The organism is Legionella pelazae (genome assembly GCF_052527395.1).
The window spans coordinates 1-13,147 of the sequence record NZ_JBNVZS010000018.1; the positions used below are offsets into that span (position 1 = coordinate 1).

The following is a 13,147-nucleotide window of genomic DNA, read 5'->3' on the forward strand; positions in this document are numbered from 1 at the left end:
CTTTGCAAGTGACATGTGCAAAGACGCTAAACATCCACAAGGACGAACGTTCTCTATTTTTACTACCTCAGGTAAGGTGAATAACACCGTAATTAAAATCTTAACTACTTATAATAATGGTTATGTGATTGATTCACTCTATGACCTTGGCTCTAACCCCGGTAGCGCTGGCACTCCACCTGAAGAGTATCGTCGATATATTACCAGTGAAGTTAGAAAAATGATGACTAAAGCGAAACAATATAATTTTAAATACCAACTCGCTATCCCTGCATCTGCCTCTGCTCACGAATTCGAGAGCAAAGGAGGAAGAAGTACAGGATATGCGCAGATAGATTATGTTAAAGCCTCCTATGAGGTATTTAAGCAATATAAAGTGAAGCTAGATCCTAATTTTGTAGGTGTTGCCTTATGGGCTTGGGCAGATCAAAGATGGTCAGGTGGTAAGCGAATTACTCCATCTATTCCAAATGAAGAAACACAAGACTTTTTAGCTAAAAACCTCTAAGGCAGTTTAAATCTTAATTGGAAGATCATACTATGTTTATAACTAAGCCAGGGTCTTTTCATGACTAGAAATTAGTCAGCTATTCAGTATAATTAACCTTCATTAATTGAACTAACGAAAGAAACGGATGTCCGAAATCCTGGCCTTTTTATCCACTGTTGAAGATCTAAGAGAACAAGAGAAAATCATTTATCCATTATCCTCTCTTTTATTCATGTCTATATGCGCTATATTTTGTGGGGCAGAAAGTTGGGATGATATGGTTGTATTCGCTGAATCACGAAAAGATTGGTTGTCAAAATATATAGATATGTCGCCAGGGATACCATGTTACAGCACCTTCCGACGTGTATTCTCAGTGATTGAACCCAATTCCTGGCGCTGTTTGATTGAAGGTACATTAGGAATAGTCATTAAAGAAAGAGCACCGGAAGATCAAATACCTATTGATGGTAAAACATTAAGGGGAACTCGTTGTTCATCCAAGGAAGTAGGTGCTATCCAACTGGTAAGCGCTTGGAGTTTTTCAAATAAAATATCCCTTGCAGATATCAGAACAGACAGTAAATCAAATGAAATAAAAGCGATTCCACTGCTCCTTGATTTACTGACAGTAGAAGGTTGCACGATATCAATAGATGCGATAGGTTGTCAGGAAGAAATCTTAAAAAAGATAATTGAAAAAGGTGGTGATTTTGTTATTGGTTTGAAGAAAAATCAGCCTTCTTTATATCAAGCGGTTCATGATTATTCAAAACAACATGGAGAAAGGTCCTGCAACTTAATTGCTGACGCCTTTGATGAAAGTCATGGCCGGTTAGTGCGAAGGCGTTATTTTGCTTATCCTTTACCGCAAGAAGCAAAGCATTTTGCTTTAACTGGCATAAAAACCATTATTGCCACTGAAACCATAACCTCTATCAAAAATACCCATGAAATCATTGCACAATGGCGTTATTACGTTACAAGCCATGATACAGATAACCCTAATCTAAGCCGCTATATACGCGAACATTGGTCGATTGAAAATGAATATCACTGGCAATTAGATGTCCATCTTAATGATGATAAAGATAAAAAATATGATGGTGTAGCTGCTGAGAACTTTGCAAGAACTAAACGGCTATTGCTAAACTTGGTAAAAATAAAACAGCCTGAGGGTAAGAAACGCAGTGTACGATCTCGGCTTAAACGTGTCGCATGGGATCTGGATTATTTATAGCTCTGCTTGCCTTATAATCTTTTGTAATCAATAGCTTTGAATATGCCGAAATCAACATTTGGGTTGGCCTACGTCCTGAGAAAGTTAAATTATTAGTCATTTAGGGTAAACACGTTTCACTAATTAAATTTAAGACTCTTATGCCCCTGTTAGCTAAAAAAGGAGTTTCAATGATTGGTTTATTTCTAGTCATGAAAAGCCCCTGGTTTACAAAGAATGAAGTTAAGGTTGAATTCATTAAAGAAAAATTAACTTTTAGTAGCGATAATTCTCCAAGGGAGATTCTTTTACTTTCCGTAATGGGTGCTTTTGCAGAATTTGAAAGGGCGTTGATTAAGGAAAGACAGCGTGAGGGCATTGAATTGGCTAAAAAGCGTGGCGCTTACGCCGGTCGGAAAAAAGTTCTTACAGCTGAGCAAGCCCTTAGTCTCAAAGAAAGGATCAACGCAAGGGAGAAAAAAGTAGCTCTTGCTCGGGAACTAGGTATTAGTAGAGAAACTCTTTATCAGTACCTACGATTGGGAAGCTCATAATATAAATTGGGGAAATCTTAAAGAAGTAGGACTAATAGAGACTAGAGGCAAATATTTTTCTTAATTCATTTAGGAGATAGAAAGTATAGTTTTATTATTGAAGGGCGAGTTGGCTATCTATAGCTAGTCTTTTGAGAAGCAACAAAAAAGTTTTAAACTTTTTTCAGCTTATTTATTTGAATTAGTTTTGGGCATGACCATGCTCAAATTTTTCTCCTTTAATTTTTTTCCAGGAGACTTTTCTTTGAATTCTTCATATTTCTTATCTTCTTTATTTTTAAAACGATATAACGCCCCTAAAGATAAAATTAGAATAACTAATGGTAATAAATCCAATAAATAGTCACTAGTTAAGATAGTTTTTTGATAGAAATAATATGCAGATACTAAAGGTAAAAATTTCCATAAAAAATAATATCCACAGACTAATAAATAAAGTGTCCATCCGAAATAAGCATTAATTCGTAAATGAGAAATTAATTTACTCTTCCTGTGATTACCAATATAACAATGAATGAGCCTTTTATCTTTTTCATCTAAAAGTTGTCTTTCAATATTAGAAATAATTACTAAGTTTCTGTTATACCAACTTCCGGCATCTAATATATGCGCAATAAACCAAGTAAGTATTATAATTAAAAATGATACAGCTAAAAATGAAGGGATTATTAGCTTTTCTTGTAAAAAAATTATAGAAATAGCTGATAGAATTGTTATGAGAGGTTGCCAAGTAAGGGTAATGTGCCTATCAATATCATTAAACATTTGATTGTACATATTAATTAAAAATTCGTTTCTCGAATTCATAGTTTTCTCTCAAGTTTATAATCAGACCAAATACGATTGATGTTATGTATAGAATCCCTAATGCACCTTTGATAACCTTCGGGGTGAGGAATAAATTTATTACCATTAAAAAAATCTCCAAGTTTTGCATCTAAAGTAAAGCGATTACAGTCCATCGAAAACACATCGACTGATGTAGCAATTTCTCTTTGTAATTGAGGATGACCACCTAAAAAATGAACAGGCCTGTCAAAAAATGACAATGGTAAAGTAGTTTTTCCATGTCTAGTTGGAACACTATAGCCAAATAAGAAATGTTGTAGGATTTGAACAGTCATTTGAATTAATCGAATATCTTTTGGGACTATTACTACATATGTGCAATATTTTTGTAAAACTTCCGCTTGTTTCAATATCTGATTTAATTCATCGATACACTCTATATCCTTTGCTATGGTAAGGATAGGTTGAAACTCTTGTACTGCCCTTAAATGCTTTTGAAAATCATAATTTTTCCAATCAATATCAATTAGGCCTACTTTATCAAAATCTCTAATATCTCGGAGATTCGTATATCTTGCTCCAGGAAGCCATCCTAATTCCCGACCAATTTTAATAGTATTTTTATTATGGCAAACAATTTTTAATATACTCATTAGATCCACATAGAATCAACTTTCATTTAACTATCGACCATGTTAGAAATAATTTAAATTTATTCAATTTCTATATGTACTAAAAATTAACAAAATAATTTTCAAATCCAATGATTGGTTTAAGAATGAGCGAAAAATTTATAACTGAATCATTAAGAAGGGACAGGAATTTGACATTAATATAGAAAAATACTAATAAAATTAGTTTTAACTAAACTATCTGTCAAATACTATTTGACAAATATAAATAATGATACTAATTTTATTAGTATTATTGAAAGTAAATGTCAAAATAATATGAGTATCACAGATTTTTTTCAACAATACCCAGTATTCACCCAAAATGAATATCGACAATTTTTATTGACTCAAGGGACTACTAATCCTAATACTCAAAGAGAATTATTAGCATATCATCTAAAGAAACATCATATCACAAGAATAAGGCGAGGTTTTTTTGCAACTATCCCTTCAGCTTTTCGTAAGGCCAAGGAAAATTTCCCAGTAGATCCCTTTTTAATTACTGGCCGGATTGTTCCAGATACAGTAATTGCTTATCATTCCGCTTTTGATTTTCATGGTGTTTCTTATTCAGTACATTATCAGTACATTTATATGTTAGAAAAACCTATTCATCCTTTTGAATTTAACGAATCAAAATTTATTTGTTTACCATTTCCTAAAGGCTTAGTTGAGCAAAAAGCTGAAAGGTTTGGAGTTGCTTTTGAAGAGCGGCAAGGCTTAAGCATACAAGTTACGAGTTTAGAGAGAACAGTTGTTGATGTGCTTGATCGTCCAAATTATGGCGGAGGATGGGAAGAAATATGGCGAACTGCAGAACATATTCCGATATTAAATTTGGATACGGTCATTCAGTATAACGATTTATTAAACAATGCAACAACAAGCGCTAAACTTGGTTTTTTTCTTGAGCAGTTTAAACAGCAATTGGGTGTTGATGAATCCACCTTAAGATATCTCCAATCAAAAAAACCAACAGGGGCGCACTACCTCGAACGAAGTAAGCGTGAATCAGGAAAATGGTTACAACGGTGGAATCTTATAGTTCCAAACTACATTCTTGAGCGCTCATGGGAAGAACCTAATGAAGATTTCTAAAGAAAAATTACAGCAGGAAGCTGCAATAACAGGGTTTAAAATGGAGCATTTGGAAAAAGTACACATGCTAATGGATCTATTAGCCGATTTCGCTTCATTTCCTCAGCTAAAAGATAAAATCGTTTTAAAAGGTGGAACTGCATTAAATCTATTCTTTTTTAACCTACCTCGCCTATCTGTAGATATAGATTTAAATTACATTGGAAGTATTGATCGTGAAACAATGTTAACGGAGCGCCCAATATTGCAAAAGACTATTTCTGCGATTTGTGAAAGACATAGTTTAATATTAGATCGAAACCCTAATCGTCATGCTGGTGGCAAGATGGTTTGGCGTTATCCAAGTGCATTAGGACAAATGGGAAATCTAGAAATCGATCTCAATTTTATGTATCGTATTCCTCTTTGGCCGATTGAACTTAAATCTAGTTGCGCTGTTGGCAGTAAACAAATACATAATATTCCTATTTTAGATCCACATGAATTATCAGCAGGAAAATTAGTGGCGTTGATCGATAGGAAAACTGGTCGCGATTTGTTTGATGCATATCATTTATTAACCGAGACAACTCTTAACATATCAAAGTTACGCCTTGCTCTGATTGTCTACTCTGCGATCAATAGAAAGGTGGATCTAAGGCAGTTAATCCCGCAAGTGATATCAGTTGATTTAAACGACTTAAAAAATAGACTGCTTCCTCTACTTCGGAAAAGCGAACTTGCATCTATGAATAGTACTCCAAGCTGGGCTAAGCAGTTGGTTCAAGAATGCCAGGAGGCATTTAAGTATTTTTTACCACTTAAAGATAATGAGCAAGCTTTTTTAAATGAATTATTAGACAATGGTAATATTAAGCCTGAGCTGATTTGCGATGATTTTTTATTGATTGATAATATTAAAAGCCATCCTGCGGTTAGGTGGTCAGCTCACCTTAGTAAGAAGATATAGGCGAAAGAGCTTAAGATATGTTTGCCTTAAATAGAAAATTAGCGGCACCAAAAAGGCACCATCTACAGACAATTTATGACAAAGAAAGACAACTTAGTATATTTGGGAAGAAGGTTGTTACCTCAGAATGGACGTAGCTTTTCATGGTCTTTGACTGTATTTCATAATACCTTAAAGGGTAAACGAACTATCTGGGGTGGCAGAGCTTCTATTAGAACCGCTCTTTACATGCCTTCGCTTGTTGCCATAAAGCATAACCCACAAATACACGCCTTCTACCAACGATTATGTCTGGCTGGTAAGTCTAAAATGACTGCGCTCATTGCTTGTATGAGAAAATTATTAATCATTATGAATGCCATCATTAAGAAAAAACAACCTTGGTTTTTTGAACCAAAACTGCTGTCTTGAATTTTAATTCAAGACAGTTGCTACGCTTGCTAATCTGTTATGGGATCCCCCTTTAAATGAGATGCATGTTTATCATGCGATCCTGATTTCCAATGCGATTCCGATTTATTATGGGAACCTTTCTTGTAATGAGACTCATCCTTATGATGCGAACCATACTTTAAGTGCGATGCATGTTTATCATGCGAGCCAAATTTCCAATGCGATTTCGATTTATTATGGGAACCTTTCTTGTAATGAGACTCATCCTTATGATGCGAACCATATTTTAAATGTGATGCATGTTTATCATGCGATCCTGATTTCCAATGCGATTCCGATTTATTATGGGAACCCTTCTTGTAATGAGACTCATCCTTATGATGCGAACCATATTTTAAGTGTGATGCATGTTTATCATGCGAGCCTGATTTCCAATGCGATTTGGATTTATTATGGGAACCTTTTTTGTAATGAGATTCATCCTTATGATGCGAACCATATTTTAAGTGCGATGCATGTTTATCATGCGATCCTACTTTCCAATGTGATTTCGATTTATTATGGGAACCTTTCTTGTAATGAGACTCATCCTTATGATGCGAACCATACTTTAAGTGCGATGCATGTTTATCATGCGATCCTGATTTCCAATGCGATTCCGATTTATTATGGGAACCTTTCTTGTAATGAGACTCATCCTTATCATGTGAACCATACTTTAAGTGCGATGCATGTTTATCATGCGAACCTGATTTCCAATGGTATTCCGAATTATCCACGATACCAATAGGATCAATTTGACTTTTTGTTGCTTGTTCTTTGCCCTGGCCTCCCTGTTGAAGGACACTCGAGAAACGAGTCTCATAAGCTTCACCCGACTGAATAACCTCGGCGCTCAAACAAATGGGTGAAAGGAAAAGACTGACAACAAAATATTTTACTGGTTTTAAAGTTCTCATTTAATTATCCTCACTTTTTGAATTTTCATCCTCAAGATTGTCAAAACATGTATAGTATGCATTAAGGTCTTTTGCTTTTTTTGTACAATCGCTGTAAGCATAAAGTTGAGACTCATACAAGTAATGAATATAGGGCGTGATTACTACACGGCTTGAACCATTATCGGTGTTTCCATAACGATCAATTTTTCCTTTTAACTCGGGATTCTGATCAATAAAGGCCTCTCTTAAGTGATCCCCTCGAATAAAATTGTCAGGCAATTGATCAAATGGTCCATCGAAATAGTTATTCACCATTGAATTGCCCGCGTAAACTCCAATTAAAATTAAACGGTTTTGATGATCATCTCGATAAAAAGAAAACCCTGTACGGGTGCCAATCAAAATACCCTTGTTTTCTTTTGAATGTGTGAAAGTATCAGGAACGGTTTCACTTTCATTAAGTACATAGTGAAAGCGTTTAATTTTGGAGTTATAAACCAAATAAAATTGAATTCCTGATTCATCATACACAGGTCCAATATACTCTTCGTCGGGTCTAATTTTATTGGCGGGAGGCCTAACTTTGGAAAGATCATTTAATTCAAAAATAACCGATTTTTTTCCATATGATATTTTATATTCAAGGGGCCCTAATTTAACGACTTCCACACCATCTCGGGCGGTAAAAGGTTTATACTGATTAACAAGCTCGTCAGTCCAGCGATTAAAAGTAGAAAAATAAGCAAAGTGCACTATGCCTTTATCCCGGTCCAATGCATCAAGACGAATATTCCCTGAAAATTCGACCCCATTATGATAAAAAGAAAAATAGTAATAATTTTCAGTGGGATAGACGATTACCCGATCAGGTAAGCTATTAAATACAAATGAAAAAACATTTGACACTGCTTTTAAGTCTAATTGATCTTGCAGTTTTATATTTTCGATATAATTTTGGTTGGTTAATAATTTAGGATTTTGCATTGCGAATGCATTTACGGTGGAACATGTACAAAATAAACTTACCAAACCGCCGCATATAATTCCTTTTTTCATGCTTTTTTCCTTAATCATTTTGCTTTTATTATAGTCTCTTTTAAAAAACTTAAAAAATTTACAAATTGTGTAATAAGGAGTCATTTGGTTAGATTTGATAGCAGTAAGCAATGTAGCCAGCGCAGCCTGGTTGATGCAAAGCGGCCAACCGGGGATGTAAAACCTAAATGCATCATCTTCAAAGAAATTCTCTTTAGCAAATTGAATAGAAAATACATAAAAGAAAACCCTGTTGTTGCAAGCGCGCCAACCAGGCTAGCGTGCTAATAAAACCAGGTTCAGGTATGAAATTTCAAATTTATCATTAAATTTCGCTTACCTAATATATTGCAACATGATGAATCATACATGTGACACCCTAGAATTCTTTCATCGATCTGTGTAGAGCAAATGAGTTCAGGAAAATAAGTGTTTACGCTTACGTATCATCTTTAAAAAAAGTAATTAGGTTTAAACTGGGACTGGATATTTTTGATAAAATATAAATAAGGCTCGATGAAAAATCCAGGCAAAGGTCAACTCAAGGAGCTAAAGAAAGAAATCTCTGTCTTTGAATAGGATTCTATTGTGATTGGTAAAGTCTGCACAAAAATAATGTGGCATAAACGTGACGTAACTGTGACTGCACTACACCGTTTTAGGCTGTAATAGGCAGTTTTTGAAAGTTTTGACGCATCGCAAGGTATTGATTTTTTGATATTTGAAACTAGAGATAAGGCTTCGAATCAAGGTGTCGGGGTTCGAGTCCCTCCGGGCGTGCCATTTATCATTTATAATCAATAAGTTAAGTAAAACCTGTTTCAGAGAAACCAAGCTATTGTGACTAAACTTACTTAAAAAGCCAAGCGCTTTAGTAGGTTGAGCTTTGTATGCCCCTTTTTAAATACTAATAATCTACTAATATTTACTAAATTAGTATTTAACTTAAAGTAAAATGAAAATACCACTATCTCCTCCAAATCCTGAAAAAAGCATTAAGGAATTAATGAAAAGTCCTTCTGCCACAAAGATATTTTAAGTCGAAGCCGCAAAATTAAAAACGAACGAGGGATATGGCAAAGAAGATCTTGGGAACACCTGATTAGAAATGAGCAGGATTATATCCATCATGTTAATTACATTCATTACAATCCGGTCAAGCATGGTTATGTTAGCAATGCGATGGACTGGCAATATTCCAGTTTGCATCAATTCATTAAAAGATGGGATCTACCAAGAATCTGGAGTAGTGATGAGAGGCCCAAAGCGGCAGAAAGTATGAATTGGGAGTAGATGTTGGGCCGAGTGGCTCAACCTACGCTTGCTAATTCTTAATAAAACATTAAGGTTCAGTTGGTATAATATCGGTCAGAATGATAAATATTTAACCAAAAGGTAAAATTATGCCATCTTCACATAAAACCACTCCAGTAATATCGAAAGGAGAAAAACTTGCACGTGACAAGGCTGATCCTACCTCCAATACTCAAATAAGTATAGAAAATTCCGAGGGTATAAAGAATTCTTATGAGTTGATGCAGACCTTAGGTCGCGGTGCTTTCGGAAAAGTCTCTAAAGCAATCAACGCTCAAACCGGAACCGTAAGAGCTGTCAAAAAAGTTAAACTCGAAATTAGTGGCAGCGATGAATTTATTCAAAATATAGAAGCTTTAGAAAAAGAAGCGAGAGTGGGGGCTCATGCAGATAATTTTACCCAGGCTCTATTGTTTTTCCCAAATATTAAGAAAAAACGCATAGATGCTTATATGGTTAGTGAATTTTGTCCGGGTATGGATTTACAGGAGCTCATTCGAGCTGGCAAATATAGCCCTGAAGAATTTCTCATCATTATGCGAGGTATGCTTGGTGAGATGCGTCGGATACATAAATTAGGTATCATTCATGCCGATTTCAAACCAGCCAATTTTATAGTCAATGAAGACTTAACCGTAAAAATTGTTGACTATGGATTTGCAACTTTTCAAGACGATGAAAACAAAGAAGCTCGAGGTACACCACGCTATTCAGCCGCTGAGTTATTTTCCGGAGCCGACATTTCACAAAAAGGTGATATCTATTCAGTAGGAATTACGGCCGCAGAAGGTTTAGGTCAAGTGCATGAAGATACTTTAGCATTAAATGGAAAAGAAATAAGAAGACTGGTTCCTAATGGAAACATGGAGAAAGATCTGGCTAAAGCCTGCCCAAAATTGTCTTCCAAGCAAGTAAAGATATTGGCAGATCTTCTACAAAGAATGACAAAGCAAACCCCCAGTAGAAGACTAAGTCCCGAAGAGTTTGATGAAATATTAGCAATTTATGACCAAGAAATCTTAAAAATTCCTTCTGTTTCTCAAGTTGTTAAAAATGTAGATACGTTACTTAAGGATATGATTTCTATGTTGGAACGTAGAGCTCTAAAAGCCTCTCCAATAGAAAAACAGGCAATACAAGAGACACTAGGAGAAACAACTTTTACGCCTGAACAACTAAAACATCCTAAAACTCTATATGCGCTACGTGAAAAAATAGCAACAGCAAGTGAAGAAAAACGCCATGATTTCACGTTTGCACGACAAATTATGGGCGAGTTTAACCATATCACTAAGCAGAGATTAAGTGGGAATAAATTTACCAGTGAGAACACTTCAAAAGATTCATTGAAGAAATTGGTTAATAAAATTTTACCCGTTAAGCCTTGGTATAAACTCAGTGTTGCGAGCTCAGTCGCAGCGGCCAGAGAAGAAGTAGAAAAACAATGCCAACATAATTTTTGCTCTTTAAAATAGATTAATTGAATGGTAGCGTTCCCTTGGAGTATTTCATGCGTCAAGCTTGACTCTACCGCCCCATTAATCAATTAATTAAAATTTGCAGGGAATATTGGAATTATTTGGCGTATCATCAATTGCTCAGTAGAGCTAATGTAGTACCCTTAAATATTATCCTGTAACGCGCTATCCAATTTATATGGGGTCACGATTTATGTGGGGTCAGAGCTTGAGTTCTGCACTATCTTTATACCTGTTGACATTCAAAATTCAAGCTCTGACCCAAACATATTTGAAGAAGGTTTACCTGATATAGAAATAGCGTGATTTACAACTTTTATAAGATGCAAAGGTGTAGCCAATTCAACTCCGCTATAGTCTCTTCTGCCGAAACTGCGGAGTGTGACGAAAACATGGCGGAACTGTGACAGTACTCCGCCGTTTAGGCAGTTTAAAAGGTCTTGTCACACCGCAAGGGCTTGATTTTATTAATATTTAAAACTAAAGCATTAGGCTTCGAACCAAGTTGTCGGGGTTCGAGTTCCTCCGAGCGCGTCATCTTTATCAAAATCAACAAGTTATACTGATAGCGACACCTAGAGCACTTAGTTTTCAATTAATTTGTGGCATAAATGTGACATAAATAGTTTTATAACTATTTCATTGATTTAAATCAAAACAAAATTAGCTTGGTTTTTAGATAGAGGACTTGGTTTAGGCAAACATGATTAAAATGCCCCATTAATTAGGGTAAAGCCAAACTTAGTTATAAATGGAAGTTAGCAATATTGGTCCTTAGCATCTCGTTTAATAAAATTTGAAGCTTATTTTCATTTCCTAACATACTAATGAGGCAATCTCTAATTTCTTTTCGAAATCTTACATAAATTAATTCGCACACATCTTCATTCCTTATTTTAATATCTAAACTAGCATGTAAAATACCTTCATATGTTGTTAATGAAAAATATAATAGATTTTTTATTAAATTGGTAACGAAAACATATTCTAAATCAGTAACGCTATTTCCAGCGATCTTAATTATGCTAAATAAATTATAACTAAATGAATTTCTTTCTTGATTAATTTGATTGAGAATATTAAAAAGCGAGGCTATGTTATTTTTAGACAATAATAAATATTGAAATGAAGTATTATAATTATAAAGAAATTCGTTTAATATAGAAGGTTCCAAGAGATTTTTACTACCTAAAATACCCATGGTATCAATTATATTGATATCTTTTGCTGAATTATGATTAGATAACTCAATTATATCTTTAATTTCTTGAGAGCTATTTTTAATAAAATTAGAAATAAATATTTTAGATTTTAAAACAATATTGTCTATCGATCCCCATATTGGACAATTACTATCGCCCTTTATTAATATTTTTCTTTTACAAACTTTACTAAAATAATCATTACTTTTTACTAAGTTATCGAAAATTTCTTGTGCCTTCATCACATCTACTTTGAATAATACAAAATTAAGACCAGTGTCATCAAGAAATAGTATGGTTTTGAAACCTGCTATTTGTAGATTATGAAAAAATTCATAATCGCCTCTTTGATATCTATTTAAATCTGTCGTAAGCTTATCTATCTTATTGAGCGAGCCTGTATGAAAATCAATACCTATATGCGCAATTGATCTGCCAAGATACTTCGATAATACAGCTAAGCAAACGCCTTGATCATTTAATAAATAGCTTAAATTAATTATTGCTTGTTTGTTGATAGCAATCGGTGGTAAATGTTCAAGTATAATCTGAGAAAAGCTAACATTCGGAAAAAAATTATTAAGCTTTGGATCATTTAAATTGCATTCAATGTCTGGTTTATATTTACTGCCTGGCAAATCCATAGTCAAGAATTCTGAGGGAGGATGAACTTCTATATGTTTTATTTTATTTGACCATACTCCTTCAACGATTATGCTATCTGTACAAGCAGTACCGCATCCAACCACTAGCTTATCCTGCTTTTTTAATTCAAAATTATTGCTTCTCATATCAAATGTTTAGTTTATGTCTTCTAAGTTAATTAAGATTATACTCTTTCAAGATTATGATAGTATTAAGGGGCGGTATTTAATTGCTGATGTTCAACATCTTTAGCTTTTATCACGTCCAAATAACTGCACCATTTGGTTAATAGATAACCATACAGTCTCCTTGTCGAGGTTAACAGGGTCTTTCCCATTTACGAAGACAGTTTTAGAATAGAGCCCA

The 13,147-nt window shown here is 34.5% G+C and carries 11 protein-coding genes and 2 pseudogenes; 8 read left to right on the top strand and 5 right to left on the bottom strand.

Annotation, left to right across the window (positions count from 1 at the left end; genetic code table 11):
- From ACQUW5_RS14140 to ACQUW5_RS14150, 3 genes are all read left to right on the top strand, one after another.
- Nucleotides 1-508 (top strand): hypothetical protein (locus ACQUW5_RS14140; protein WP_444991920.1); only part of this gene is annotated, 508 nt, incomplete at its 5' end.
- Nucleotides 509-635: 127 nt separating this feature from the next.
- Nucleotides 636-1,730, top strand: coding sequence for an ISAs1 family transposase (locus ACQUW5_RS14145; protein ID WP_444991921.1), 1,095 nt, complete (start codon nt 636-638; stop codon nt 1,728-1,730).
- Nucleotides 1,731-1,900: 170 nt separating this feature from the next.
- Nucleotides 1,901-2,263 carry a recombinase family protein gene (locus tag ACQUW5_RS14150; protein ID WP_444991922.1) on the top strand — a complete coding sequence of 121 codons (363 nt, stop codon included), beginning with the start codon at nt 1,901-1,903 and terminating at the stop codon, nt 2,261-2,263.
- Nucleotides 2,264-2,431: 168 nt separating this feature from the next.
- Here ACQUW5_RS14150 and ACQUW5_RS14155 read toward each other — a convergent pair whose 3' ends face one another.
- Both ACQUW5_RS14155 and ACQUW5_RS14160 read right to left on the bottom strand, forming a co-directional pair.
- The gene (locus ACQUW5_RS14155) at nt 2,432-3,070 is read right to left on the bottom strand and encodes a hypothetical protein (RefSeq protein WP_444991923.1); all 639 of its coding nucleotides are present in this window, start codon (nt 3,068-3,070) and stop codon (nt 2,432-2,434) included.
- Nucleotides 3,067-3,705, bottom strand: coding sequence for a DUF6610 family protein (locus ACQUW5_RS14160; RefSeq protein ID WP_444991924.1), 639 nt, complete (start codon nt 3,703-3,705; stop codon nt 3,067-3,069). The genes ACQUW5_RS14155 and ACQUW5_RS14160 overlap by 4 nt, the downstream gene beginning before the upstream one ends.
- A 297-nt stretch (nt 3,706-4,002) precedes the next feature.
- On the opposite strand from ACQUW5_RS14160, the gene ACQUW5_RS14165 reads away from it, so the two are divergent.
- The 3 genes and pseudogenes from ACQUW5_RS14165 to ACQUW5_RS14175 all read left to right on the top strand — a co-directional run.
- Complete coding sequence (locus tag ACQUW5_RS14165) at nt 4,003-4,824, top strand: type IV toxin-antitoxin system AbiEi family antitoxin domain-containing protein (protein WP_444991925.1); 822 nt, start codon at nt 4,003-4,005, stop codon at nt 4,822-4,824.
- Nucleotides 4,811-5,773, top strand: a complete 963-nt coding sequence (locus tag ACQUW5_RS14170) for a nucleotidyl transferase AbiEii/AbiGii toxin family protein (protein ID WP_444991926.1) — start codon at nt 4,811-4,813, stop codon at nt 5,771-5,773. The genes ACQUW5_RS14165 and ACQUW5_RS14170 overlap by 14 nt, the downstream gene beginning before the upstream one ends.
- Nucleotides 5,774-5,947: 174 nt before the next feature.
- A pseudogene (locus ACQUW5_RS14175) lies at nt 5,948-6,184 on the top strand (transposase); the annotation flags it as partial.
- 29 nt (nt 6,185-6,213) lie between these two features.
- Here the strand turns inward: ACQUW5_RS14175 and ACQUW5_RS14180 are convergent.
- Both ACQUW5_RS14180 and ACQUW5_RS14185 read right to left on the bottom strand, forming a co-directional pair.
- Nucleotides 6,214-7,125, bottom strand: coding sequence for a hypothetical protein (locus ACQUW5_RS14180; protein ID WP_444991927.1), 912 nt, complete (start codon nt 7,123-7,125; stop codon nt 6,214-6,216).
- A complete protein-coding gene (locus ACQUW5_RS14185; protein WP_444991928.1) occupies nt 7,126-8,091 on the bottom strand; it encodes a hypothetical protein in 966 nt (321 codons plus the stop codon). It abuts the gene before it with no gap.
- 1,098 nt (nt 8,092-9,189) lie between these two features.
- Here ACQUW5_RS14185 and ACQUW5_RS14190 point away from each other — a divergent pair.
- Together ACQUW5_RS14190 and ACQUW5_RS14195 are read left to right on the top strand one after the other, a co-directional pair.
- Nucleotides 9,190-9,435, top strand: a pseudogene (locus ACQUW5_RS14190) (transposase); the annotation flags it as partial.
- A gap of 110 nt (nt 9,436-9,545) precedes the next feature.
- A complete protein-coding gene (locus tag ACQUW5_RS14195) occupies nt 9,546-10,931 on the top strand; it encodes a serine/threonine-protein kinase (protein ID WP_444991929.1) in 1,386 nt (461 codons plus the stop codon).
- A gap of 748 nt (nt 10,932-11,679) precedes the next feature.
- On the opposite strand, the gene ACQUW5_RS14200 is transcribed toward ACQUW5_RS14195, so the two are convergent.
- A complete protein-coding gene (locus tag ACQUW5_RS14200) occupies nt 11,680-12,927 on the bottom strand; it encodes a hypothetical protein (protein WP_444991930.1) in 1,248 nt (415 codons plus the stop codon).
- Nucleotides 12,928-13,147: the final 220 nt, after the last annotated feature.